Below are 24,862 nucleotides of genomic sequence, written 5' to 3' on the forward strand. Positions count from 1 at the left end.
GTCCCGCGGCACCGACACTGAGGGTAAGCGCCTACGGGCGCCGTGAATTTCATTCCTTCTTCCATCTGGGGAGATGATCGTCAATGATCCGATCACGGAAGTCGGCCCTCACCGCACTCACCACCTTCGCCGCCGCAGCCGCCGCGCTCGTGCTCGCCGCGCCCGACGCCGGGGCGTATGTCACCAGCGTCACGGTCTCCAACGGGTCGGCCATCAGCCTCGGCGGTGGTTACGGCACCAACTGCTCGTACACGCTCACCGTGAACGGCAGCCCGAACGAGTACGTCTGGCTCTACGACAGCGTCAGCGCCACGTTCAATCCGCAGCAGTTCAGCCTCGGCAGCGGCGGTACCGCCACCTCGACGTGGACCCCCACCGCGACCGGTATCCACTATGTCCAAGCCTGGTCCTACAACGGCTCGCAGTGGGCGACGGTCACGGTCAAGACGGGCATGAACCTGGGCAGCGCCTGCGTGGTCACCGGCTGACACCCCCGCGTCGGGGTGCCGGTAAGGATCGTGTCACCGGCCGCAAGTTCGGGCGAAGGCCGTGTACGTCGGCGGTTAGGATCGTGCGACCTGCCGCAATTGTCCTGTGGCGGTGCTGAAGTGGTGGCTGGTCGATCACGTGACTCAGATCGAGCGCAGCGGCGAGCGGGTGCGCGAGCATCTGCTGTCCGAGCTGCGACGCCGGAAGCTGGAACCACCCACGTCCGGACGTATGGACAGGATCGTCGGGTCGGCGTTGAGCCGCGGCGAGGATGCGCTGTTCGACCGGGTGCTGTCGCGGTTGTCGACCGAGGTGGTTGCGAAGCTGTTGGCGTTGGTCGCGGCGGCCGGGGACGAGGATTGCGAGCTGGATGGCGGCAGCGCGGTGTTGGCATCGGTCCGCTCGGATCCGGGCAACGTCAGCATGAACACGATGCTGACCGAGATCGCAAAGCTCGAAGCGGTGCGCGAGGTCGGGGTGCCGGGCGATGTGTTCGCCGAGATCGGGCCGAAGATCGTGAAGAGCTGGCGCGCCCGGGCCGCGGTGGAATCGCCGAGCCATCTGCGCGACCATCCGCCGCGGGCGAGGATGACGCTGTTGACGGCGCTGCTGCACTGTCGGCGCCGCGAGATCACCGACACCCTGGTCGAGTTGCTGAACTCCACGGTGCACCGGATCAACGCCCGCGCGGAGGCGCGGGTGACCAACGAGCTGATCAAGGAGTTCACGCGGGTCACCGGCAAGGAGAACCTGCTGTTCCAGGTCGCCGAAGCGACGGTGGACGCCGGGGACCGGTTGGTGCGCGACACCGTGTTCCCGGTGGCGTCGCAGGCGGTGCTGCGGGATCTGGTGACGGAGTTCAAATCGTCGGGGCCGACGTATCAACGGACGGTGAAGGCCACCCTTCGGGCGTCGTATACGAACCACTACCGGGCCGGGCTGATCAAGCTGCTGTCGGTGCTGGATTTTCCGCTCGAACAACACCACGCACCGTCCACTACCGGCTGATCTCCAGGAACGAAGTCCGCGTGCGGGTTTGTCGCCGCGGTCAGTCCGAAATCGGCCGCAGTACCGCTGCGCCGTACCAGTGGCAGATCAGCAGCGCCAGCTCGACGTCCAACCGGTCGTCGTCGGTGATCGGCCGCCCGCGTCGCGAAACTGCCCGCCCGACCCGGTATTTCACCGAATTGGAATGTAGATCGAGCTGCGCGGCAGCCGCCTTGTAGCTGGATCCAGTGCGCAGGAACACCCGCAGCGTCTCACGCAGCCGGGCATCGTTGTCGTTGTCGGCGGCCAATTCGCCGAGCACCTCGCTCACCCATTCGCCAACCTCCGCGCGGGCGCCGTCCAGGAGCGCCGCGGTCGATAGCCCCGGATCGCTCGCGGCGATGATCCTCGGTTCGACATCCCCGCGGGTGAGCGCGACCGAGCGTGCCCGCAGCGCATATCGATGGGAACGGCGGAACCCTGATACCCCCTGTCCCATGATGCCGATCGCCAGACGCGGTGGGTCCGGCCGCTTGCTCGCGAAATCACGGACCTTGGCCACCGCATCGGAGGGCTCGGACCGATATGGCAGCCAGGCCCATGCGCTCGTCCGGTCGGCGGCCCCGAACAGCGGCGCGGCCGCGGTGCCGACCGCCTCGGCCAGCTCACGGACGAAGCGTTGCAGCCGGGTCAGCTCGTCACTACTCGCGCCGGTGTCGGGATACCAGAGGATCAGCGCCAGGTGATGCCAACGCAGCGGGTAGCGGATGGATTCGGTCGCGGCATCGATATCGACCGGTTTATTCCCGGACAGCACCTCACGCACGAGCAGCGCGTGGGCGCTGTTGCGGCTCTCCAGCCACTGCTCGCGCTCGGTCTCGTACACCGCGACGACCTGCATGGTGATCCAGTCGACGTACTCGAACGTCGCGGTGGTGATCGCCTCCGCGACCGTGACACCGTCGGCGGGCGCGATAGCGCTGGCCCGCAATTCGGCGAAGACCAACTCGGTCATCCGCCGATGGCCGACCCGATAGGCACGCACCAGGGCCTTGACCGGAACTCCATGCTGGGCAAGGCGTCTGGCGTATTCGATGGCCGCCGTGGGAGCGTTGATCCGTGCGACGGGTATGTCGTGCTGCAGCGCGTGCAGGATGGTGTCGACATTGCCTTCCACGCTGGCGCCCAGCAGTTCGACGGTGGGGGCGTCGCCCCGCAATTCGGGGATATCGTCCTCGAGACCGCGCCGCAGGATCGCGGCGATATCCGTCACCCGCTCGTTCATGCGGGCGGCGATCCCCGCGACATAGCGGCCCACATCGACATCACCGCCGCGACGAAAACTCGTCACTCCCCAACGGTAGTTACTGCGCGGTTGCCGCGCGGGAAATCGCCAACATGTTCTCCGGGGACAACACCGGCGGCGAACTGCGTCGATCACATGGACCGGCTGCCTCCCGCGTCGCTGTCGTCGCTGCTCAGCGACACCGTATCGACCGGCCATTTTTCGGCTGGGGTCCGGGCGTTCGGGCCCATACCGGCTGCATACCAGCATGCGGATCGGACATTGCCACGATATGGACTCCTCCGGATCAGCGGTTCGAATCAGCTGGCCCGGCGGGAATATTCCGGCGGTGTCATCGTGCGGGTGACGGTGAGCAGCGTGCTCGCACCGGAACTTCGGAGATATGGCCGTCGATAAGCGGAATTCCGTAGCGGCGTTCGAATTTGGTCAGCAGTTCGACGTCGGCCGGGGCCGAGCCGCAGATGGCGAATCGTACCGATGAGGTGTTCGGCCGGTTTTGGGCGGGCAGATCCGACAGCAGCGCATATGTGGTCGGGACAGCGGAGATGTATGTGGCACGGCTGCGCTCGATCCGGTCGAAGAAAGTCTTCGGGCTGAAGGCCACGGTGGCGCGGCCATCGGCGAGCAGCGGCGACAAAGTGCCGACAACGATGCCGTTGACGTGGAACAGCGGCAGATTCAGCAGGCTGTGGTCGGCTGCGGTGAGTTCGAATGCCTCGATCACCATTGAGCACATGGCATTGAGGTTGGCGTGATCGACCGTCACGCTGTGGGGTTTGCCCCTGGTGCCGTTGGTGCGAAACAGCAGCGCCAGTGTGTCGTTGCGGGGCCGTGCGGGTTCGGCGACATCGGGGTCCGCGGTGGCGAGATCACCGGCGGGTATGACGACGTGGACCGGAGCGTCGGGGGTGGGCCGCTGCGCGGTGATCAGAACCTTGGCGCCCGTATCGGTCAGCTGATCGTCGGCTTGCGCGGCGGTCAGCGACGGGTCGACAGGGGTGACCGTGGCACCCACACGCCAGATAGCGAACAGGGATACGACATAAGCGGCAGTGTTGGGCAGCATGATCGCAACCACGTCGCCGCTCGAGACTCCCGCGGCGCGCAGGGTAGCCGCGGCACGCCGCACAGCGTCGAGGAATCCTGCGTTGTTCAGGTCAGTGCTGTCGTCGGCGACCGCGGCCGCGTCCGGTGCGGCAGCCGCACGACGGTCCGGGAGAGTCGAAAAAAGGTTCATCAGCAGTCCTCAGAACGGGTTTAGGGAATAACGACAACGGTAGAAATCACGGCGCCGCTGGACACCGTCGTGCATCAACGAAATTCGCCGCGGGCATTGTCATAGGAAGACAATTCCGACCTCACATGCGCCGACGCAGTAACCGGGATGTAACTATCGCCTCGCTACTTCCTCGGCGAGCCGACAGCAAAGGAGTTGCGGCCCGCGGCTCATCGGCCCCGGTTTACCGCTTCGGCGTCGGGGCCGGAAATCCGGTCGCGGCGAAAGTATCGGCGCGGCTTACGGCGGCCTGATCGGCAATTCGAGTGTGTGCAGCAGGCGGCGGATTCGTCAGAACTGTTCGGTGCTCGCGGCAACGTGGGTGTTCGGTTAGCCGATCGGCCGACGGAACACCACGATCGAAGGACTCAGGCCCTGGTCGCGGGTGTTCCGTAGGGGTGTTCCGCGAACTGTCCCGGTGAACCCCTCATCTGGAACGATCGCGGCGTGATCGAGCCCTTCCGGGTGTGATACGCGCGCTGTTCCACCGACGAACAAGACGTCGAGATCCAAACCGAGCAGCTGCTTGCCCTCGGCGTGCCACGCGAGCGCATCTTGATCGACAAGGGATCCTCTGGCACCACCCGCAAGAACCGCACCGGTCTGGACAATGCACTGACCGCGGTCACCTCCGCCGGGCCGCCCGGTGCGGCCGGTGGTGCTGACCACGACGAAGTTCGACCGGTTCGCCCGCAATATGGTCGAGGCCGGCGAGATCCTGACCAGCCTGCGCGAGCGCGATGTGCTGTTCGGGCTCGGCAGTCAGGTCTACGACTGGGCCGACCCGTTCGGCAAGCTGTTCCTGCAAACCCTCGCCATGGTCGCTGAATTCGAGGCCAACCTGAACCATTTGCGGACCCGCGAGGGCATGGCCAAGGCCCGCACGAAGGGCCGCCTCAAGGGCAAACAGCCGAAACTGCCTCTCGCCGCACGGAAAACGATCCATCGCCGCTACCACGACCCCGAGGACGACGCCAGCCTCGCTGACCTCGCCGAGGAATACAGCGTCGGCCATCCACCGCATCATCAGCGGAGCCTCCCCGCCCGCATAAGCCCGCCTTCTGCGGCTGGTGACACGCTCCTTACCGGCACCCCCGCGTCGGCGGCGTCGGTCCGCCACCGTCCGGTGCCGGGTGTGCGATCGTGCCCGGCACCGGGCATTACTCTTGACCCGGTGCACACCGAGCAGCCTCCCTCCGACGCCGAGCCCCGCATCTGGGGTGGAACGACCCTCACCGAACGCCGTGAGGCGCGTCGTGCCGCGCTGCTCGAAGCCGCACTGGACCTGATCGGCGAGTCCGGGGCGGGCGCGGTCACCATGCGCGCGGTGTGCCGGCGCGCCAACCTGACCGACCGCTATTTCTACGAATCCTTCGCCAGCCGAGACGAACTGCTCGATGTGCTCTACCGCCAGATCGCCGAGGAGTTCCTGGACCCGATGACCGCTTTCGCGGTCGCCGATGATCCCGATCGTGATCGCGCGCTGTCGGAGACGCTGGTGGACAAGGTGCTCGAGGATCCGCGCAAGTCGCGGTTGTTCCTGGTGGAACCGTATTCCTCGACGGGGCTGGGGCAGACGACGATCGCGGTCATGCCCGCGTTCACCCGGTTGATCCAGGATCACCTGTTCGGCCATATCGCCGATCCGGTGCGGCGGCGGCTGGCCGCGGTCACGATGGCCAGCGGCAATGCGGGCATGTTCTCGGCATGGCTCAATGGCACGTTGCGCGCCACCCGCGAGCAGATCATCGATCACCTGGTGGAGACCATCGACGCCTATCGCGGGGTTTATCGCGACTGATCCGGGCGGTGTGCCCGCCGGATTCGATTGTGCCGCAACGTGTTCGGATCAGGCTGCCGGTACGGCCTGGTGGACGCGGTCGAGCGAGCGGCGCAGCAGGCGCACCCAGGGTGACCATCGCGCGGGCCGGGCCGGCGGGTATCCGAGTTCGGTCGCGGCGCGATCGAGCAGTTCCTCGAGCACCGCGTCGTGCAGCCAGCGGATGGCGAAGGTCCACAGCAGCCGACCGCGCGGGGTGGTGGCCCGTGCGACGATGAGATGTCTCATCACGCACCCCTGTTCGCCACGATCGACGATCTCGAAGGTGTGCGTGCCGTCGAAGGGCATGCCCGGCGCGAAGGTGAATTCCATGGCGCGGCCGGGTTCGTAGGCGGTGCAGGCGTAGCGGATGGCGCCGTGCCCGCCGTCGGCGCCGACCTGCAGCGGCCGGTCCAGGATCAGGCGCGGCCAGTGCTCGGCGGGCCAGAGCGGATTTCCGGGCTCGGCCACCCTGTCGAGCAGTGCGCCGGCCCGCTGCGCCGACACCGGCAGTTCGCGCTGGTGGATGTTCCAGATCATCGACTCACCCATTCCGTACGGCACCGTATGTTCTGATTCCGTACGGTACCGTACGGAATCATGGCGGAGAAGAGGCGACGGCTCAGCCGCGACGATTGGGTCGCGGCCGCATTGGCGGCGCTCGGCGAGGGTGGCGTGGGCGCGGTCGCCATCGAGCCCCTGGCCGCCCGGCTGGGCGCGACCAAGGGCAGCGCCTACTGGCATTTCGCGAATCGCGACGAGTTGCTGGCGGCGGCGTTGCAGCGCTGGGAGCACGAGGAGACCGATGCGGTGATCGCGCTGGTCTCGGCCGAACCGGATCCGGCGGCGGGCCTGCGGATCCTGCTGGGCGCGGCGCTGACCCATCCGCAGGAGAAACTCGCGGTCCTGCTCGCGGGTGTGGCCGATCCGCTGGTGGAGCCCGTGCTGACCCGCGTCACCACGCGCCGGATCGAGTATCTGACCGCATTGTTCGCGCGCCTCGGCTTCGAGGATCCGTCAGCGAAACATCGTGCGGCGCTGGCATATTCGGCATATCTGGGCACTGGTCAGCTGTGGCGGACGATGCGTGGCACGTTGCCGGTGGACCAGGCGGCCTGGGATTCCTACGTCGACGAGGTCTGGCGGGTGCTGATCGCGCCCGGATCGGACGACCATCGGCAGGCGCCGGACAACCCGCGCTCACCGCGATAGTCACCCGTACCTGCGGCTACCTGCCGAGGGCCATGCCGCGGCCGTGGGTGATCGCCAGGTCGAGCAGGCCGGGGAAGCGGGCTTCGAGGTCTTCGGTGCGGAGCCGGTTGAGGCGGCGGGTGCCCTCGTCGCGCTGGCGGATGACGCCCGCTTCGCGCAGTGTCTTGAAGTGGCCGCTCTGGGTGGATTTACTGACGGGCAGGTCGAAGGTAGTACAGGCCAGCTCGCCGTTCTCGGCGGCGGCCAGGCGGGTGACGATGGCGAGCCGGATGGGGTCGGCGAGGGCGGCCAGCACGGTGGTGAACCGCAGTTCGTCGCGGTCGGGGTGGACCAGTTCGGTCGCGGTTCGGCTTGCCATGGGGCCCAGCCTAATCCACATGTTCACAATTTCCGAACATCCTGTTATGTTCGGAAATGTCGAACATACTTGCGCTGGGAGGACGTCATGACAGTCGAGCCATCCGCCACCATCTCCGCCTCTGATCACACTGCGGCCCAACAGGATTCACCACCCGGCGACGGTGCGCGGTTCTGGGGCACCGCCTACACCCTGCTGATCCTGTTGACGGGCACCAACCTGGCCACGCCGCTGTATCACGGTTACGCGCATCGTTTCGGGTTCTCGCCGCTGACGCTGACGCTGGTGTTCGCGGTCTACATGGGGGTGCTGATTCCCTCGCTGCTGATCGCCGGTCCGGCCTCGGACGCGCTCGGGCGGCGCCCGATCCTGCTGCCGGCGCTGGCGCTGGCGGCCCTGGGCACGCTGGGGTTCGCCCTGGCCACCGATGTGGTGTGGTTGTTCGCGGCGCGCGTGCTGCAGGGGCTGGCGGTCGGGGCGGCCTCGGGTGCGCTCACCGCCGCGCTGACCGAGCTCGAGCCGCACGGCGATCGCCGTCGCGCCGCCCTGGTGTCGGCGGTGGCCTCGGCGGGCGGCATGGGTGCGGGTCCGTTGCTGGGAGCTGTGGTGGCGCAGTATCTTCCGGCACCGTATGTGACGCCGTTCCTGGTCGAGCTGGCGCTGCTGGTTCCGGCGGCGGTCGCGGTGGCGGTGCTGCCCGAGTCCGGGGCGGTGACCCGGTGGCGGCCGCGGCGGCCGAGCATCCCCGCCGGGATGGGTGCGGTTTTCGCGGCGGCGGGCACGGGCGCGTTCCTGGGTTTCGCGGTGGTCGGTGTCTTCCTCACCCTGATCCCGGCCTACGCAGCGACGCTGTCGGGCAGCGCGAATCTGGTGGTGGGTGGTGCGGCGGCCGCGCTGCTGCCGGCGGCGTGGGCGCTCGCGCAGCTGCTGGGTTACGGCAAATCCGAACGGGCGCTGGACTTCACGGGTTTCCCGCTGCTGGCGGTGGGCCTGGGGTTGCTGGCGGTCGCGGGTGCGGTGTCCTCGCTGCCGCTACTGGTGGCGGCGACCATGCTGGCCGGGGCGGGTCACGGTCTGGTGTTCCTGTCGGGTCTGACCGCGATCAATGCGGCCGCCCCGCTGAAGCGTCATGCCGATGCGCTCTCGACCTATTTCGTGATGGCCTACTGCGGCAGCGGCGGCCCGGTGATCGGGGTGGGTCTGCTGGCGGGCGCGACGGGTTTGCTGCGTGCGGTGCAGATTTTCGCGGTGGTGGTGGCGGTGCTGTGTGTGCTGCGACTGATGGCGCGGCTGGTGGTCGAGGGACGGCGCTAGCGGGGTCGCGAAGCGACGCCGGTCACTCCGGGTTGCCGATCGTGGCGGGCGCGTGTTTACTTCTGGGCGCAAGGTGCCGTCGTTAGCTGAGGCTCCTTCACGGATACAGGCCGGCGATCCCGAACGTCGAGAGACGCCCCGGATCAGGACAGGTTTCCCCGAGCTAAGGGGATGCCCCGACCGGCTCCCGCCACCCGTGGTGGGTTTACGCCGTGGAGTGCTGAAGGTCTTACGAGGGGTGGTACCCGTATCGGCGATCTCCCGCCGGTCCCACTCCCCTGGCATGCGCGTGTTCGGCGTCGAGGAGGTGGTGGTCGTGCCCGATGGATCGGATCGAGTTCCGTTAGCCAACCGTTCACTCGGTGACACTCCCGCAATCTTCTGGCCGCTACCACGATCCCTGTAGCGTCCGAATCCGGTCGGAGTGCGCCGTCATCCGCTGGGAGATCGAGATGTCCACGTGGGAAATGCTGCTGCGACTCGGCACGGGTGTGGGGTTGGGGGCGGTGATCGGGTTCGAGCGTCAATTCCGGGCCCGGATGGCTGGATTGCGCACCAATTCGCTGGTCGCCGCCGGGGCGACCTTGTTCGTGCTGCTCTCGGCGCACGGCTTCAACGGCGCGTCGGCGGATCCGACTCGTGTTGCGGCGCAGATTGTTTCCGGTATCGGGTTCCTGGGCGCGGGTGTGATCCTGCGCGACGGGTTCAATATCCGCGGTTTGAACACCGCGGCGACGCTGTGGTGCGCGGCGGCGGTGGGCGCGCTCGCGGGTGCGGGCATGTACACGACCGCGGTGGCGGGCACGGTGGCGGTCGTGGTGGTCAATACCGCGCTGCGCACGGTGGCGCGCACGGTGGATCGTCCCGCGGTCGACGAGGTGGAGGCGCAGGAGGCGTTGTACGCGTTCACCGCCGACACCGACGACGCGCACGAGGCGCATGTGCGGGCGCTGCTGGTGCAGTCGCTGACGCGCACCGATTTCCGGCTGGTGTCGATCTCGAGCCACGACACGTCCCCGGGCCGGGTGCAGGTGCGGGCGGAGTTGACCGGCGACCGCCGCGACGACCGGCAGATGGAGGCCGCGGTGAGCCGGTTGAGCCTGGAGCCGTCGGTGACCAGCGTCGGCTGGCGCACGGTGCCGCAGCGCGCGGAGGCCGAGCAGTGAACGCGGCGCTGCGGTCCTATCCCTCGCGCGGGGCGCTGGATCGACCGCGGTCGCGGTGGGCGGATGTGGCGGTGTTCGCCGGGGCGGCGATCCTGATCTGGCTGATCGTGCAGGTGTCGGCGGGCATGCATGTGCCCTTCGACGAGAGCACCGCTGCGTCAACGGTTTCCACCGATCCGAGCGAGCTGCCCTACTATGCGGCGCGGTCGCTGCTGCGGATGTTCGTGGCGTTGGGCGCCTCGATCCTGTTCGCGTTCGTGTACGCGACGGCGGCGGCGCGCTTGCCGCGGGCGGAGAAGGTGCTGCTGCCGGCGCTCGACATGCTGCAGTCGGTGCCGATTCTGGGTTTCCTGTCGGTGACGGTGACCGGGTTCATCGCCCTGTTCCCGGGATCGTCGCTGGGGCTGGAGTGCGCGTCGATCTTCGCGATCTTCACCTCGCAGGCGTGGAACATGGCTTTCGCGTTCCATCACAGTCTGGTGTCGCAGCCGCGCGAGCTCGATGAGGCCTCGCGGAATCTGCGGCTCTCGCGCTGGCAGCGGTTCTGGCGGGTCGATGTGCCCTCGGGGATGTTTCCGCTGGTGTGGAACGCGATGATGAGTTTCGGTGGCGGCTGGTTCTTCCTGACCGCGGCCGAGGCGATCAGCGTCAACAACCGCTCCTACGCCCTGCCGGGCATCGGCTCCTATGTCGCGACCGCGACCGCGGATTCCGAGACGGGCAAGGTGGTGCTCGCGATCGTGGTGATGGTCGCGCTGGTGGTCGGGTTGAATGTGCTGTTCTGGCGGCCGATCACGGTGTGGGCGGAGCGGTTCCGGGTGGAGGACAGCGAGTCCGCCGACGCGCCGCGCTCGCTGGTGCTGGATGTGTTGCGCCGCAGCCATGTTCCCGGGCTGCTGGGCCGGGCGCTGGGGCCGCTGGTGTTTCCGATGGACCGTTTCCTGCGGGTGTTCGGGCTGGCCGAGCATCCGCTGTATGTGGCGCCGGCGCGGCGGCGGGCCGCGGATGCGGTGTTCGCGGTGGTGGTGGGGGCCGGGCTGCTGGCCGGGACGGTCGCGATCGTGCGCTATATCGCCGGCACCATCGGTTTCGGCGAGGTGGGGCACGCGCTGCTGCTGGGGTTGGCGACGCTGGCGCGGGTGATCGTGCTGCTGGTGTTCGCGACGGCGATCTGGGTGCCGATCGGGGTGTGGATCGGGTTGAACCCACGGGTGTCGCGGGTGGCGCAGCCGATCGTGCAGGTGCTGGCCAGTTTCCCCGCGAACTTCCTGTTCCCGCTGGTGACCGCGGTGCTGGTGGCCACGGGCGCGAGCCTGCAGTGGGCGGCGATCCTGCTGATGGCGTTGGGCGCGCAGTGGTACATCCTGTTCAACGTGATCGCCGGGGCGTCGGCGGTGCCCAATGATCTGCGGGAGGCGGCGGCGAATCTGCGGCTGCCGCGCCGGTTGTGGTGGCGGCGGCTGATCCTGCCCGCGATCTTTCCCAGTTTGGTGACCGGTGCGATCACCGCGGCGGGCGGGGCGTGGAACGCCGCGATCGTCGCCGAGGTCGTGAAGTTCGGTGACACCACCTTGACCGCGACGGGTCTGGGCGCCTATATCGCCGACGCCACCCGCGCCGGCGACTGGCCGCGCATCCTGGTCGGCGTGCTGGCCATGAGCGCGTTCGTCGTCGGTATCAATCGCCTGTGCTGGCGTCGCCTGTACGCGCTGGCGCAGCGCCGCTACTCCCTCTGAAGTGGAGGATCTCATGACCAATACTGTTGCCACGGGCCAGGTTCTGATGGACCTGTCCGATATCGACATGTCGTTCACGGGCGCGTCCGGGGAGCGGCTCAATGTGCTCGATCAGGTGAATCTGCAGCTGCGCGAGGGTGAGATCGTGGCGTTGCTGGGCCGGTCGGGGTCGGGGAAGTCGACGCTGCTGCGGTTGATCGCGGGACTGCTGGCCCCGACCGGCGGGCAGGTCCGCTATCGGGACAAGCCGTTGCGGGGCGCGAATCCCGGTGCGGCGCTGGTGTTCCAGTCCTTCGCGCTGATGCCGTGGCTGACGGTGCAGGATAATGTGGAGCTGGGATTGGCGGCGCGCGGGGTGGCGCCGGAATTGCGGCGGCAGCGGGCCTTGGAAGCGATCGACCGTATCGGGTTGGACGGATTCGAGACCGCCTATCCCAAGGAGCTCTCCGGCGGTATGCGCCAGCGGGTCGGGTTCGCGCGGGCGCTGGTGCTGGAGCCGGATCTGTTGCTGATGGACGAGCCGTTCTCGGCGCTGGATGTGCTGACCGCGGAGAACCTGCGCACCGAACTGGTGAATCTGTGGTCCACCGAGGACTTTCCGACCAAGTGCGTGTGCATCGTGACCCACAACATCGAGGAGGCGGTGCAGCTGGCCGACCGGGTGGTGGTGCTGGGGTCGAATCCGGGGCGGATCATCGCCGAGATCACGGTGGAGCAGCCGCGTCCGCGCAGCCGGCGCACCCCGGGGTTCGAGGCGCTGGTCGATCAGATCTATGGCCTGCTCACCGGCCGCGACACCGAAATCGCTGCGGCCCCGGCGGATACGTCGACGCCGTTCGCGGTGCCGCTGCCCGATGCCTCGGTGGGCGGGATCGCGGGTCTGCTGGAGCTGGTGTACGGCAATGACGGGCGCGCGGACCTGCCGGTGGTGGCCGATGAGCTGAATTTCGAACTCGACGACCTGATGCCGCTGGTCGACGCGGCGGCGCTGCTGGGGTTGCTGCTGGTGGAGTCCGGTGACGTGATGCTGACCAATGTCGGCGCGAACTTCACCAATGCCGACATCCAGTCCAGCAAGGCCATTTTCGCCGCGCAGGCCCGCCGGCGCGCTCCGCTGGTGCGCACCATCTGCTCGGCGCTGGTCGGCAGCAGCGATCAGACGGTGCGCGCGGATTTCATTCTGGATCTGCTGCGGCGCGGCTTCTCGCCCGATGATGCGCGCCGGCAGCTGGAGTTGGCCATCGATTGGGGCAGGTACGCCGAGTTGTACGACTACGACACCGATTCCGGCCGCATCACCGCCGACCCGGCCGCGGACCTGCGCGCGTCCTGATTCACACCATGGCCGAGGGGACGACCGTGGTCAGGCCGCCGTCGACGAGCAGGTCCTGGCCGGTGATGTAGGAGGCGTCGCGCGAGGCCAGGAACGCGACCGCGGCGGCCACGTCCTCGGGAGTGCCGATCCGTCCGGCCGCCACCGCCGAGGCCGCGACGGCCTGCGCGTCGGCGGACACCTCGGCCCGGTAGGCGGGGGTGTCGGTATATCCCGGGCTGACCGAGTTCACGCGAATCCCCTTGGGCGCCAGTTCCGCTGCCAGCGTCCGGGTCAGGTTCTGCACTGCCGCCTTGGTCGCGGAGTACAGCGCTGTCCCGGGCGCTCCGCGGTAGGTCGCGAACGAGGCGTTGATGATGATCGCCCCGCCGGCGCTCATCAGCGGCAGGGTCTGCTGCACGGTGAAGAACGCCGCTTTGAAGTTGATTCCCACCACCCGATCGAACTCCTCGCAGGTGACGTCCCCGAGCGCCTGGAACGCTCCGACTCCGGCGTTCACGAACACCACATCCAATCGTCCGAACCGCTCCCGCACGCTACGGGTCAGTATCTCGAGATCCCCGGAATCGGTGACGTCCCCGGCGATGCCGACGGCCCGCTCCCCCAGTTCGGCGACCGCGATGTCGAGGCGGCTCTTGTCGCGTCCGGTGACGATGACCCGCGCGCCTTCCTCGAGAAGCCGGTGCGCGGTGGCCAGCCCCATCCCGCCGCTGCCGCCGGTGATCAGCGCGATCTTGTCCTCGAACCGGAATCCGTTGTGCGTCATGGCTTCACCCTGCCGACCCGCGCCCCGGCCGAACAGTGCGCAGTTATCGTGGGTGTGCCACCACCACCTTCACAGCCGGCGTTGCGTGCGGGGGTGAAGGCGTGGAGGGCGAAGCGGCAGACTTCTTCGGTGGGGTCGACGTTCTGCGCGGTGGCGGTGCGGGCGCCGGGACTATCCATATTCGCCGGGATAGGCCACCGCGAAACCCCAGCGGTCCGCGCAGGTGCCGAACCCGGTCATCAGTCGCGTCACCGGCCCCGGCCGTGCACCGCCGGCAGCAACGGAGTCTCCCCCGCGCCGGCCCAGCCCGGCAGGTACAACGCGAACCGGCGCCGCGGTCCGCCGAGCCGCTGTCCGGCCCTGATCAGGCCATCCCGTGTCTCCCATGGTCGTCTCCGCCCCCGCGGATGCCGAATACCGCTGGCGCAGTTCGCCGTCCGCGGGGGGTCCGCGCGAGTACCGCTCCTGCCATCGTGCGGCAGACGTCAGGCGGGTGGGGCCAGTCGGAGGTGATGGAGTCGGTGCAGGCGGTCGCCGGTGTCGGTGCCGGGGCGCGGGTTGTAGAGCACGATGTGGCGGTCGGGTTGGCCGGCGAGGGTGAGGGTGGTGGCGTCGAAGTGGAGGTCGCCGACCTCGGGGTGGCGCAGGGCGTTGACCGCTTGTTCGGCGGCGCCGACGTCGTGGCGCGACCACAGGTCGGCGAATTCCGGGCTACGCGAAGCCAAATCGATGGTGACGGCGGTGAAGCCGGGATCATCGGGGCACGGCGCGGAGTCGGCGCGGTAGGCGGCGACGACGGCGGGCGCGGCGGCCGACCAGATCTCGCGCAGCGCCAGGTAGCGGGGGTTGGTGAAGTAGGTGACCAGGCAGTTGTGGCCGGGCCGGTCGAAACCGAAGACGGCGCGCGCGGTGTCGTTGTGGGCCAGCACGTTCCAGTAGCGGTCGCGCAGCACGGCCGGGCGCGGGTTCCAGGCGTCGAGCAGGTCGCGGGTCTCGGCGGTGATGTCGGTGCCGCTGCCGCTGCCGCTGCCGGTGGCGGGGCAGGGCGGGTTGAGACCGGCCAGGACGTAGAGGTGGGCGCGTTCGGGGCCCGTGAGTCGCAGGGCGGCGGCGATGGCGTCGAGGACCTCGGCGGAGACGGTGATGTCGCGGCCCTGTTCGAGCCAGGTGTACCAGGAGACGCCGACGCCGGCCAGGACGGCGACTTCCTCGCGGCGCAGCCCGGGGGTGCGGCGGCGGCCCGCAGTGGGTAGTCCGACCTGGCCGGGGCTGAGGCGGGAGCGTCTGCCGCGCAGGAATTCTCGCAGGTGGTCGCGCCGGGCGCCCGCTGTGTCCATACCTCACGCTAACAATCACGCCTGCCCGATTTGTTCGGGTCCCGGTTAGCATGTGACCGAATTCGGGTCTCGAGGGGGACTGATGCGGCAGATTCTGGTGGCGGCGATGGTGGCGCTGACGGTGTCGATCACGGTGACGCCGTTGCTGATTCGAGTGTTCACCCGCCGCCGGCTGGGGCAGGAGATCCGCGCGGACGGCCCGGCGAGCCATCTGGCCAAGCGCGGCACCCCGACCATGGGCGGGGTCGCGATCCTGATCGGCGTGTGGTGCGGGTACGGGGCCGCGCACCTGGTGGGTTCCTACGACGGGACCGGCCCGACGGCGTCGGGGCTGCTGGTGCTGGCGTTGACGACCGCGATGGGCGCGGTGGGTTTCCTCGACGACTACATCAAACTGTCCGAGCAGCGCAGTCTCGGATTGACCGCGTCGGGCAAGTATCTCGGGCAGTCCGGTGCCGCAGTGATCTTCGGGGTGCTGGCGCTGCATTTCCGGGCCGGTTCGGGGTTGACGCCGGGCAGCCGGCAGATCTCGATCGTGCGTGACGTCTCCACGGTCTCACTCGGGTTGACGGGGTTTCTGCTGGCGTCGATCCTGCTGGTGGTGGCGTGGTCGAACGCGGTCAACATCACCGACGGCCTCGACGGCCTGGCCGCGGGCTCGGTGGGCCTGACGCTGGGTTCCTATGTGCTGATCACGTTCTGGCAGTACACCCATTCGTGCGCGATCAAGGCGGTGCCGGGCTGTTACACGGTGCGCGACCCCCTGGATCTGGCGCTGGTGTGCGCGGCGGGGGCGGCGGCGTGTGTCGGATTCCTGTGGTGGAACGCGGCTCCGGCGAAGATCTTCATGGGCGATACCGGGTCGCTGGCGCTGGGCGGGCTGCTGGCGGGGTTGTCGATCACCACGCGCACCGAGTTGCTGATGGTGGCGGTGGGGGCGCTGTTCGTGGCGGAGATCCTGTCGGTGCTGTTGCAGATCGTCATGTTCCGCACCACACGCACGCGGCTGTTCAAGATGGCGCCGTTCCATCACCATTTCGAGCTGACGGGCTGGCCGGAGACCACGGTCATCATCCGGTTCTGGCTGCTGGCGGCGATCGCCTCGGCGACCGGGTTGATCGCCTTCTACGGTGAGCACCTCACCACCACCGGTGCCCAGCTGCCGTGAAAGGCCGTGTGGCCCACCCGGAGTCGAGCTCCGGATGGGCCACACGGATTGCCATTCAGCGCACTGTTGCACTCAGTGCACGACGGCGGGTGCGTCGGCCGCGGCGGGCACGGACGGTTTGGCCCGCGGCAGGAAGAACGCCGGGATCAAGGTGGCGACCAGCAGGCACAGGGCCACCACGAAGGTGTGGGCGAAGGCGCGCGCTGCGAGGTCGAAGCCCTCGTCGAGCAGGGTGTGCGGCAGTTGCGCGAGCTGGGCGCTGTAGTGCGAGCCGATGGCCGCGTTGGCCAGCGACGGGTCCGGCGCCCCCGGCGGCAGTTGCACGCCCTTGGCGCTGAGGGTGTCGCCCCGGTTGAGCAGGGAGGTCAGCACCACCGAAATGGTTGCGGTGCCGATGGATCCGGCGGTCTGGTTGACGATGTTCATCAGCGTCGACCCGCGTGCGACCTCGCTGTGGGTCAGGGTCTGGATGGCGGCGGTCATGGTCGGCATCATGGTGCAGCCCATGCCCAGGCCCATCACGAACAGCACGCCGCACAGCAGCGCGTACGGGGTATCGGCCCTGACCTGGGTCAGGAACGCCATGGCGACCGCCATGACGGTGATGCCGGTGAGCACGATCTTGCCGGGCCCGATCTTGTCGACGAGGCGGCCGGCGATCGGCATGGTGAGCATGGCGCCCAGGCCCTGGGGGGCGATGAGCAGACCGGCGGCCAGTGTCGATTCGCCGCGCACCTGCTGCAGATACGACGGCAGCAGCAGACCGGAACCGAAGAACGCCATGGCGAACAGGGTCATGGTCATGACCGCGAAGCGCAGCGACTTGTTCTTGAACAGCCGCAGTTCGATCAGGGGGTGTTCGGTGCGCAGCGCGTGGAAGACGAACCCGACCAGCAGCGCCAGGCCGATGGCCGCGGGGATGAGGACCTTGGCGGATTCGACGGTGCCCTCGCCGGGGATCGAGGAGACGCCGTAGAGGAAGGCGGCCAGACCGGGTGAGGCCAGCAGCATGCCGAGGAAGTCGAAGCTCTGTGAGGGTTCGGGATTGTCGCGCGGGAAGACGATGAACGCCAGGACCAGCGCGATGATGCCGATGGGCAGGTTGATGAGGAAGATCCAGTGCCAGCTGAAGGATTCGATGAGCCAGCCGCCCAGGATCGGGCCCGCGATCGGGCCCAGCAGCATCGGCACGCCGAGCACGGCCATGACGCGGCCGATGCGCTGCGGGCCCGCGGCGTGGGTCATGATCGTCATGCCCAGGGGCATGAGCATGCCGCCGCCCAGGCCTTGCAGGACACGGAAGGCGATGAGGGACTCGATGTTCCAGGCTGTCGAGCACAGCACCGAGCCGAGCACGAAGAACACCAGCGCCATCATGTAGAGGCGTTTGGTGCCGAAGCGGTCGGCGGCCCAGCCGGTGAGGGGGATGACGGTCGCCAGGGCCAGGGTGTAGCCGGTCATGGACCAGGCGGCGATGGCATAGGTGGTGTTGAAGTCGTGCTGGAAGGTGGGGATCGCCACGGTCACGACGGTCACGTCGAGGATCGACATGATGGCGCCGAGCACCACGACACCGGCGATCTTGAAGACGCCGATGTCCAGCTTGTCGTCGGCGGAATCGGCCGCCACGGTATCCGGAGGGGTGGTCACCGCTTCAGCCTGCCAGCCGGTCGGTTACGAAACCAGCACGATTTGTTATCGACGGCCGGCGGCACATGGTCAGCATCGCCATCGACTCCCATTCCGACGGCGGCGGCGGGCCGTCGTCATTGTCGTAGAAGTTCTCCGCGGCCGCGTCGGCGGCGGCCTCGGCCCGCATCTCGAACTCGAAGCGGTCGCCCGGATCCGGTTCGCGCACATCGCTTCTGCCCTCGGAGTCGGCAGGATCGACGGGGATCGGTTCGGTGCTCACGAGGAGGTCCTCTCTGCGACGCGATGGTCGCCCGGAGCCGGATCACCCGATCATAGCGAGGGGTAGCAAATGTTCGGCAATGTTCCGGTGTCCCTGGTGGGCGGTGTGCGCGCGTACGCTGGCGTTTCCGAGCGATCCAGTGCAGGAGTTCATTCGCGATGACCGACCCGGTAGTGGGCCTGACCGGTACGCTGACCTCGCCGATCCGGGGCAAGGGACTCCTCGGTGAGGTGCAGGTCGCCATCCGAGGGGGAACCGAGCTCTACATCGCCTGCGCCGAGGAGCCGATTCCGGCCGGCGCGACCGTGCTCGTCGTGGCCGTGCATCCGGGGCGCATCGTCGATGTTGTTGCGTGGATTCCCCTTCCGGGCGATCGATAGATCGAGAACTACTTTCCACCAGTAGAGGGAGACAGCGATGCTCGGGTACCACGTTCCGGCTCCGGACCAGGCGATGCTGGTCAGCGGCGGCCGTGGCGGCAAGGACAACGCACCGTTTCGGGTGATCATCGGGCACGGCGCGTGGGTCGTGCCGCTGTTCCGCAAGGTGCGGTATCTGTCGCTGGCCATGTTCGAGGCCGAGATCGGCGAGCGCTGCGTCACCAAGCAGGCCATCCAGCTCGACGTGCGCGCGGTGATCGCGTTCAAGGTCGCCAACGACACGCAGTCGATCGTCAATGCGGCGCAACGGTTCCTGTCCGAGCAGGAGCGGGAGATGAGCGTGCTGACCGGGCGGATCTTCTCCGGGCATCTGCGCTCGATCGTGGGCTCGATGACGGTGGAGGAGATCATCCGCGAGCGCCAGAAGCTGGCCGACGAGGTCCTGGTGGCCTCGAAGGTGGAGATGAGCAATATCGGGCTGTGGGTGGACTCTTTCCAGATCCAGCACATCGACGACGGCAACCTCGGCTACATCGCGGCGCTCGCGGCCCCGCACAATGCCGCGGTCAAGCGGGACGCCCAGATCGCGCAGGCCGCCGCCGCCCAGCTGGCGGCCCAGGCCGAGCAGGAGTCCCAGCGCAAGCAGGCCGAGTATCAGCGCGAGACCGCGATCCTCAAGGCGCAGTATCAGCGCGATATCGACAAGGCCAATGCCGAAGCGGCGCAGGCGGGTCCGCTCGCGCAGGCCACCGCCATGCAGGAGGTGCTCTCCGCGCAGGCCGAGCAGGCGCGCAAGCAGGCCGAGCTGCGTGAGCAGCAGTTGCAGGCCGAGGTGGTGAAACCGGCTCGGGCAGAGGCGGATCGGGTGCGCATCCTGGCCGAGGCCGAGGCCGATCGCACGCGTATCCAGGCCGAAGCGGCGGCGTCGAACAACCGGATCGCGCTCGATCAGCTGCTGATCGAGCAGCTGCCCGAGATCGTCAAGCAGGCCGCGGGCGGGCTGTCGAAGGCCAACCTGACCGTGCTCAACGGCCCCGACGGGGTGTCGGAGATCGTGAACGGGATGGTGGGTCAGGGCCTGACGGTCTTCAATTCGTTGCAAAAGGCACTTTCTTCCAACAATGATCAGCCCGCGGACTAGAGTGACCGCCAGAGGGACGCGGCGACGAGGAGCGGGTGTTTAGGTGTCCATCGGGAAATTGGTGTCGTTCGACAGTTCTCGGGGTTTCGGGTTCATCCGTCCGGAAGACGGAGGCCCCGATGTGTTCGTGCACGTCAATGACATCGGGCTGGACGAGGACGAGTTGCGTCAGGGGCGGGTGTTCGAATTCGATGTGACCGAGGGTGATCGGGGTCCCAAGGCGATCAATCTGGCGGTGGTGCCGGGGCAGTCGGCTCCGGTTCGGCATGCCAAGGGCAAGGATCATCGCGGGTCGGGGCAGATGAGTGCGGCCGAGCATCGCCGGCTGATCACCGAGCTGCTGCTGGATGCCTCCCCGCAGTTGACCGCGGCGGAGATCATCACGATCCGGGACCGGCTCACCGCCTTCGCCGATCAGCACGGATGGATCGAGAACTGACCGGTTCGCATTACGATCGGTCTCGGGTCCACCGCGAACCGAGGAGGTCGTGTGCAACTGCCCGTCATGCCACCGGTCAAACCGATGCTGGCCAAATCGGTCTCGGAGCTGCCCCGTGACCCGGGGTTGCTGTTCGAGCCGAAATGGGACGGCTTCCGCTGCATCGTCTTCCGCGACGGCGGCGAGGTCGAACTGGGTTCGCGCAACGACCGGCCCCTGACCCGGTACTTCCCCGAACTGGTGGAACTACTGGGTCGGGCGCTGCCGGACAAGTGCGTGGTGGACGGGGAGATCGTGGTCGTCACCGAGAGCGGCCTGGATTTCGACACGCTGCAGAACCGGCTGCATCCGGCGGCGTCGCGGGTGAACAAGCTGGCGGTGGAGACACCGGCCAGTTTCGTCGGCTTCGACCTGCTCGCGCTCGGCGAGGACGATCTCACCGATCGGCCCTTCGCCGAGCGTCGCCGGCTGCTCGAGACCGTGATCGACGGGCAGGTGCCGAGCCTGCATCTGACGCCGATGACCCAGGATCCGCAGGTGGCCGCGGACTGGTTCACCCGGTTCGAGGGCGCGGGCTTCGACGGGGTGATGGCCAAGGCGGCGGATCTGCCGTACATGCAGGACAAGCGGGTGATGCTCAAGATCAAGCACGAGCGCACCGCCGACTGTGTGGTGGCCGGGTTCCGCTGGCACAAGGACGGCCAGGGCGTGGGGTCGCTGCTGTTGGGGTTGTTCGACGAGCAGGGCCGGTTGCATCACGTCGGGGTGGCGTCGAGTTTCACCGCCGCACGTCGCAAGGAACTGGTGGGCGAGCTGGAACCGTTGCGCGAGAACGCACTCGAACGGCATCCGTGGCGGTCGTGGGCCGATGCGGCCGCCCAGGCCAAGGCGGACGGGAAGATGCCGGGCGGGGTGAGCCGCTGGACCGGCGGCAAGGATCTGTCGTGGGAGGCGCTGCGCCCGGAGCTGGTGGCCGAGGTGCGCTATGAGCATGTGATGGCGGGCCGGCTGCGCCACGGCGGCCGGCTGGTGCGCTTCCGCACCGACCGCGCTCCCGAATCGTGCACCTACGCCCAGCTCGACGAGGTGGCCCCCGCCGAGCTGGCCGATATCTTCGCCGAGGCCAGAAACGCGAAAGGGACTGCGCGGTGAGCGATTCGGTGGAGCTCGAGGTGGCCGGGCGCCCGGTGACCGTCTCCAATCCGGGCAAGGTGTACTTCTCCAAGCGTGGGGAGACCAAGCTGGATCTGGTGAATTACTATCTGGCCGTTGCCGATCCGATCATGCGGACCATCGGCGGGCGGCCGGTGCTGCTGGAACGGTATCCCGACGGGGCCTCGGGGAAATCGTGGTTCCAGAAGCGGGTGCCCAAGTCGGTGCCGGACTGGTTGCGGACCACCGAGGTGTCGACGCCGAACGGGACGACCAGTGACGCGCTGGTGGCGGTCGACATGGCGCACATCGTGTGGGCGGTGAACCTGGGCTGCTTGGGTTTTCACGTGTGGCCGACCCATGCCGGCGCCGAGGCCGCCTCGACGTCTCCGCCGGTGCTGGACGCGGCCGGCAACATCCTGCCGCCCACCGGTGTCACCGATGAGTTGCGGATCGATCTGGACCCCTCCCCCGGTATCGGGTTCGAGGATCTGCGGGCGGCGGCCTTCGCCACGCGGGAGCTGTGCACCGAGCTGGGTATCGATGTGCGGGTGAAGACATCCGGGTCGCGGGGGCTGCACCTGTACGCGATGCTGCGGCCCGAGTGGGACGGCTATCAGGTTCGCGCGGCCGCGGTGGCGCTGGCACGCGAGCTCGAGCGCCGTCATCCGGACTCCATCACCGCGGCGTGGTGGAAGGAGGAGCGCGGGTCGCGGGTGTTCGTGGATTTCAACCAGAACGCGCCGCACAAAACGGTTTTCGGTGCGTGGTGTGTGCGGCCCAAGGTCGGCGCGCAGGTGTCGACGCCGATTTCGTGGGATGCGCTCGAGGCGATCGTCCCCGACGAGTTGACGATCGCGACGGTGCCGGCGCGGGTCGCCGAGCTGGGTGATCCGTGGGCGGATCGGGTTCCGCAGTCGCTGGAACCGCTGCTGGAGATGTCGGAGAAGGATATGGCGGCGGGGTTGATGGACGCCCCGTGGCCGCCGGTGTATCCGAAGATGCCCAACGAGCCGCCGCGGGTGCAGCCGAGCAAGGCTCGTAAGGGGACCGCCGAATAGTGGTGTGACTCGGCCGGATCGAGGAGCCCGGTCGGTTGCTCTGATCGCGCGGGGGTGCTGGGAGCCGGACTCCTCGGGGGTTCTCGCTTTTACGGTGTCCATCCGTGGCGGACGGCGACTTGCGGCGATACGGTCAGCGATGACAAGGTCGACAAATCGGGCATCGCCTGGAATGTTCTACTGTCCGAACAGTTTCCGGCCGGCGACACTTCCCCGGTGAGCCGAGACCGCCACCCGCATCGGCGCGGGCCGGTGGTGAGCGCCGCTGTCCGCACCTCTCCGACAGACAGGAGCATCGGAATGGACCGCAATGCCGAGCGCGTGGCGTGGGACCATCCCTCCGCCGCGGCGTACGTGCGTGCGGCAGGTGATGCCGCGGCGCTGCTGGGTACCGCCCGCGATCACGCGCAGACCGTGGCCGGTGCCGACCTGTCCGGGCTGGGAACTCTCGGTGCGGGGTTCGCCGCGGCGTGGGCGTCGGCGTGGACCACCCACGGCGGTCACCTGCGGACCGCGTCGGCGCTGACCGGCGCCTACGGTCAGGCCATCACGTCGTGGGGGAACGTGCTGGGCGAGGTGGACAGCGACTCCGCTGCCGAGATCGCGGGCGCGGTTGCGGGCACCGACGAGATCCAGGCCTGAGCACACTCCGAACAGCAGGGGGACACACGATATGCGAACCCGAACTCAGGGCGGGGACCCCACGAGCGGGCAGGAGCCCGCACTGGTCACAGCGTTGGTCGCGCCGCTGGTGCGGCTGCGGGCGGCGCTGGGCGAGGGGAGCCGGCCCGACGAGACCACGGTGGCGGCACTGGCGGCCGTGCCGGCGAGCGTGCGCGCCTCCGACGACGCTCACCGCGGCGGTTTCGCGCAGCTGGCGTCCTCGCAGACCGCTGCGGCCGTGTTGCCCGTCCTGGCCAAGACCGGCGGTGAGCTCGGCGCTCTGGCCGAGGTGGCGGAAAGTCTTGCCTCGCTGCTGGTCTCGGCGTATGCGGCCCGTGACCGAGCTGCCGCCCAGCTCGACACGCTGATCGCCGATTTCCGGGCGCAGGCGACGCCGCTGGTGAACGCCGCGCGCTCGCAGGCCGATCTGGATCCGGTGGTGAGCCTGGCGGCGGACTTCCTGCGTGACGGGGTGGGCGTGGTCCAGGCCGCCGACGGCCACATGGACACGCTCACCTCGAAGGTCACCGACATCGACCAACCAGGGGTGCATGTGCCTGCCGGTCTGCTGACCGGTCCCGGCAGCACCGGAGAACACGATCGACAGGCGGGCACGACCTCATGAACTTGTTCGGCGACCTTCCCGGTTTCGCGGGTGGACCGATCGTGCCCGTGCCCGCCACACCGGCATCCACGCCCGATCTCGACGAGACTGCGCCCGCGGTCGAGGATTTCGAGGTCTGCGGCGATATCCGTGATCACAGCTGGGATGAGCTGCCGATCGCGCGACCGGGTCACCGGACGTCGTTGTGGGGCAATCCCGAGTACGCCGCCGCGTTGCGGGGCCCGCTGTCGGCCACGGATCCGGTGATCGGCGCCGAGCCCGCGACCGAGGCGGGCACCGCGTGCCTCGAGAAGCACGTCACCTATCACGAGATCGAAAAGCATTCCACCGCCGAGTATTCGGCGACCCTCACCATCGACATCAAGGCACGCCCATGACCGAACCTGCCGTCGTGTTCACCACCACCAGCAGCACCCGAACCATCACTGTGACAGCCACCGACGCAGGCCAGATCACCGAACTCCGTTTCGAGGCCGGCGAATACGGCCACGGCGCGGCGGCTCTGGCCGCCGAGATCGTCCGCCTCGCCCAACGCTGCACCCTGCTGGCCCGCGCCCGCCGCCGCGAAGCCCTCGCCGCCATCGGCCTGGCCGACGTCCTGCTCGACCGCCTCGGCCTGCCCGGCCCCCAGACCGTGGCCGCCGAACTGGCCCGCCTGGACGCCCCCACCGCCGACAGCATCCCCCACCGCTGGGTGCGTGCCCTATGAGCGCCGACATGCAAGCCCTCATCGCCGAAATCGGCGACCAGCTCGAAGCCCTCACCCTCGCCGCCGACGGCCTGTCCCGGGTAACCGGCCTGGCCACCAACCGCGACGGCACCATCACCGCCGAAATATCCGGCGACGGCACCCTGACCGCCCTCACCCTGGCCGAATCCCTCACCGCCTACCCGCCCGACGAGGCCGCCGCCGCCATCCTCGCCACCATCACCGCGGCCACCGCCGCCGCGGCCCGCCAGCGCGCCGACCTGCTGGCCCGCCTCAGCGACGCCCTCACCTAACCCTCCACACCGTCGTCCCCGAACAACGCCGGCTGCCGCCTCGACACCCCGCTCCCCCCACCTTTCGCAAACACCGGGCACAGGTGACCTCCGCCCGAGTCGGCTCAAACGCCGCAGGCGACCACCCCGCAACCCCGGTATGGCACAACAACTCCGGAACCTCCACCCCCTCCACCCACTGCCCCGAGCTCACCGCATGCACAGTCCGCCCCGGCCGTAC

At 68.4% G+C, this 24,862-nt stretch carries 27 protein-coding genes, 1 pseudogene and 1 riboswitch; of the genes and pseudogenes, 20 read left to right on the top strand and 8 right to left on the bottom strand.

Annotated features, from left to right (window positions below; genetic code table 11):
* The first annotated feature begins 83 nt into the window (after positions 1-83).
* Both ON33_RS36910 and ON33_RS36915 read left to right on the top strand, forming a co-directional pair.
* Entirely contained in the window at positions 84-488 is a 405-nt protein-coding gene (locus ON33_RS36910; protein ID WP_040863816.1) for a hypothetical protein, read from the top strand.
* A gap of 106 nt (positions 489-594) precedes the next feature.
* Complete coding sequence (locus tag ON33_RS36915) at positions 595-1,497, top strand: hypothetical protein (RefSeq protein WP_040863817.1); 903 nt, start codon at positions 595-597, stop codon at positions 1,495-1,497.
* A gap of 40 nt (positions 1,498-1,537) precedes the next feature.
* On the opposite strand, the gene ON33_RS36920 is transcribed toward ON33_RS36915, so the two are convergent.
* Both ON33_RS36920 and ON33_RS36925 read right to left on the bottom strand, forming a co-directional pair.
* A complete protein-coding gene (locus ON33_RS36920; protein WP_083869615.1) occupies positions 1,538-2,761 on the bottom strand; it encodes a PucR family transcriptional regulator in 1,224 nt (407 codons plus the stop codon).
* Positions 2,762-3,113: 352 nt separating this feature from the next.
* Positions 3,114-4,019, bottom strand: coding sequence for a class I adenylate-forming enzyme family protein (locus tag ON33_RS36925; protein WP_051153437.1), 906 nt, complete (start codon positions 4,017-4,019; stop codon positions 3,114-3,116).
* A 561-nt stretch (positions 4,020-4,580) separates the two neighbouring features.
* On the opposite strand from ON33_RS36925, the pseudogene ON33_RS44225 reads away from it, so the two are divergent.
* Positions 4,581-4,631 (top strand): annotated as a pseudogene (locus ON33_RS44225) (hypothetical protein); the annotation flags it as partial.
* Between the two features lie 82 nt (positions 4,632-4,713).
* Positions 4,714-5,859 carry a recombinase family protein gene (locus ON33_RS44230; protein WP_281033278.1) on the top strand — a complete coding sequence of 382 codons (1,146 nt, stop codon included), beginning with the start codon at positions 4,714-4,716 and terminating at the stop codon, positions 5,857-5,859.
* A 48-nt stretch (positions 5,860-5,907) separates the two neighbouring features.
* Here ON33_RS44230 and ON33_RS36940 read toward each other — a convergent pair whose 3' ends face one another.
* Entirely contained in the window at positions 5,908-6,429 is a 522-nt protein-coding gene (locus ON33_RS36940) for an SRPBCC family protein (RefSeq protein ID WP_218001574.1), read from the bottom strand.
* Positions 6,430-6,477: 48 nt separating this feature from the next.
* On the opposite strand from ON33_RS36940, the gene ON33_RS36945 reads away from it, so the two are divergent.
* Complete coding sequence (locus tag ON33_RS36945) at positions 6,478-7,089, top strand: TetR/AcrR family transcriptional regulator (RefSeq protein ID WP_051153438.1); 612 nt, start codon at positions 6,478-6,480, stop codon at positions 7,087-7,089.
* 16 nt (positions 7,090-7,105) lie between these two features.
* On the opposite strand, the gene ON33_RS36950 is transcribed toward ON33_RS36945, so the two are convergent.
* On the bottom strand, positions 7,106-7,447 hold the full coding sequence (locus ON33_RS36950; RefSeq protein WP_040863820.1) for an ArsR/SmtB family transcription factor: 342 nt from the start codon (positions 7,445-7,447) through the stop codon (positions 7,106-7,108).
* Positions 7,448-7,534: 87 nt separating this feature from the next.
* On the opposite strand from ON33_RS36950, the gene ON33_RS36955 reads away from it, so the two are divergent.
* From ON33_RS36955 to ON33_RS36970, 4 genes are all read left to right on the top strand, one after another.
* Entirely contained in the window at positions 7,535-8,761 is a 1,227-nt protein-coding gene (locus ON33_RS36955) for an MFS transporter (RefSeq protein ID WP_083869592.1), read from the top strand.
* A 71-nt stretch (positions 8,762-8,832) separates the two neighbouring features.
* Positions 8,833-9,008: riboswitch (M-box (ykoK) riboswitch) on the top strand.
* Positions 9,009-9,213: 205 nt separating this feature from the next.
* Positions 9,214-9,927, top strand: coding sequence for an MgtC/SapB family protein (locus tag ON33_RS36960; protein ID WP_040863821.1), 714 nt, complete (start codon positions 9,214-9,216; stop codon positions 9,925-9,927).
* Positions 9,924-11,663 carry an ABC transporter permease gene (locus tag ON33_RS36965; protein ID WP_040863822.1) on the top strand — a complete coding sequence of 580 codons (1,740 nt, stop codon included), beginning with the start codon at positions 9,924-9,926 and terminating at the stop codon, positions 11,661-11,663. Before ON33_RS36960 ends, ON33_RS36965 begins: the two co-directional genes overlap by 4 nt.
* Positions 11,664-11,676: 13 nt before the next feature.
* Positions 11,677-12,996, top strand: a complete 1,320-nt coding sequence (locus ON33_RS36970) for an ABC transporter ATP-binding protein (RefSeq protein WP_040863953.1) — start codon at positions 11,677-11,679, stop codon at positions 12,994-12,996.
* Position 12,997: 1 nt separating this feature from the next.
* Here ON33_RS36970 and ON33_RS36975 read toward each other — a convergent pair whose 3' ends face one another.
* Positions 12,998-13,762 carry an SDR family NAD(P)-dependent oxidoreductase gene (locus tag ON33_RS36975; RefSeq protein WP_040863823.1) on the bottom strand — a complete coding sequence of 255 codons (765 nt, stop codon included), beginning with the start codon at positions 13,760-13,762 and terminating at the stop codon, positions 12,998-13,000.
* A gap of 485 nt (positions 13,763-14,247) precedes the next feature.
* Positions 14,248-15,099, bottom strand: coding sequence for a helix-turn-helix transcriptional regulator (locus tag ON33_RS36980; RefSeq protein ID WP_040863824.1), 852 nt, complete (start codon positions 15,097-15,099; stop codon positions 14,248-14,250).
* A gap of 82 nt (positions 15,100-15,181) precedes the next feature.
* Between ON33_RS36980 and mraY the strand changes: the two genes are divergently transcribed.
* Positions 15,182-16,267: a phospho-N-acetylmuramoyl-pentapeptide-transferase gene (gene mraY, locus ON33_RS36985; RefSeq protein WP_040863825.1), complete on the top strand. Its 1,086-nt coding sequence runs from the start codon at positions 15,182-15,184 to the stop codon at positions 16,265-16,267.
* Positions 16,268-16,339: 72 nt separating this feature from the next.
* On the opposite strand, the gene ON33_RS36990 is transcribed toward mraY, so the two are convergent.
* Both ON33_RS36990 and ON33_RS36995 read right to left on the bottom strand, forming a co-directional pair.
* The gene (locus ON33_RS36990) at positions 16,340-17,917 is read right to left on the bottom strand and encodes a DHA2 family efflux MFS transporter permease subunit (protein WP_040863826.1); all 1,578 of its coding nucleotides are present in this window, start codon (positions 17,915-17,917) and stop codon (positions 16,340-16,342) included.
* A gap of 4 nt (positions 17,918-17,921) precedes the next feature.
* Positions 17,922-18,179 carry a hypothetical protein gene (locus ON33_RS36995; RefSeq protein WP_040863827.1) on the bottom strand — a complete coding sequence of 86 codons (258 nt, stop codon included), beginning with the start codon at positions 18,177-18,179 and terminating at the stop codon, positions 17,922-17,924.
* 158 nt (positions 18,180-18,337) lie between these two features.
* On the opposite strand from ON33_RS36995, the gene ON33_RS37000 reads away from it, so the two are divergent.
* The 10 genes from ON33_RS37000 to ON33_RS37045 all read left to right on the top strand — a co-directional run bounded on the left by ON33_RS37000 (position 18,338) and on the right by ON33_RS37045 (position 24,642).
* The gene (locus ON33_RS37000; protein WP_040863828.1) at positions 18,338-18,559 is read left to right on the top strand and encodes an NfeD C-terminal domain-containing protein; all 222 of its coding nucleotides are present in this window, start codon (positions 18,338-18,340) and stop codon (positions 18,557-18,559) included.
* Positions 18,560-18,596: 37 nt separating this feature from the next.
* Complete coding sequence (locus ON33_RS37005; protein WP_040863829.1) at positions 18,597-19,700, top strand: SPFH domain-containing protein; 1,104 nt, start codon at positions 18,597-18,599, stop codon at positions 19,698-19,700.
* A 43-nt stretch (positions 19,701-19,743) separates the two neighbouring features.
* On the top strand, positions 19,744-20,139 hold the full coding sequence (locus tag ON33_RS37010) for a cold-shock protein (RefSeq protein WP_040863830.1): 396 nt from the start codon (positions 19,744-19,746) through the stop codon (positions 20,137-20,139).
* Between the two features lie 51 nt (positions 20,140-20,190).
* Positions 20,191-21,291 (top strand): ATP-dependent DNA ligase, encoded by a 1,101-nt coding sequence (locus tag ON33_RS37015; protein ID WP_218001575.1) that lies wholly within the window; start codon positions 20,191-20,193, stop codon positions 21,289-21,291.
* Positions 21,288-22,352, top strand: coding sequence for a DNA polymerase domain-containing protein (locus ON33_RS37020; RefSeq protein ID WP_040863831.1), 1,065 nt, complete (start codon positions 21,288-21,290; stop codon positions 22,350-22,352). The genes ON33_RS37015 and ON33_RS37020 overlap by 4 nt, the downstream gene beginning before the upstream one ends.
* A 300-nt stretch (positions 22,353-22,652) precedes the next feature.
* The gene (locus ON33_RS37025) at positions 22,653-22,994 is read left to right on the top strand and encodes a hypothetical protein (RefSeq protein ID WP_040863832.1); all 342 of its coding nucleotides are present in this window, start codon (positions 22,653-22,655) and stop codon (positions 22,992-22,994) included.
* Between the two features lie 31 nt (positions 22,995-23,025).
* Positions 23,026-23,640, top strand: coding sequence for a hypothetical protein (locus ON33_RS37030; protein ID WP_040863833.1), 615 nt, complete (start codon positions 23,026-23,028; stop codon positions 23,638-23,640).
* Entirely contained in the window at positions 23,637-24,017 is a 381-nt protein-coding gene (locus tag ON33_RS37035; protein ID WP_040863834.1) for a hypothetical protein, read from the top strand. Before ON33_RS37030 ends, ON33_RS37035 begins: the two co-directional genes overlap by 4 nt.
* Complete coding sequence (locus ON33_RS37040; RefSeq protein WP_040863835.1) at positions 24,014-24,349, top strand: hypothetical protein; 336 nt, start codon at positions 24,014-24,016, stop codon at positions 24,347-24,349. Before ON33_RS37035 ends, ON33_RS37040 begins: the two co-directional genes overlap by 4 nt.
* Positions 24,346-24,642, top strand: coding sequence for a YbaB/EbfC family nucleoid-associated protein (locus ON33_RS37045; protein WP_040863836.1), 297 nt, complete (start codon positions 24,346-24,348; stop codon positions 24,640-24,642). Before ON33_RS37040 ends, ON33_RS37045 begins: the two co-directional genes overlap by 4 nt.
* Positions 24,643-24,862 lie beyond the last annotated feature (220 nt).

Origin of the sequence: Nocardia niigatensis NBRC 100131, from assembly GCF_000308655.1 — a bacterium.
Lineage (GTDB): Bacteria > Actinomycetota > Actinomycetes > Mycobacteriales > Mycobacteriaceae > Nocardia > Nocardia niigatensis.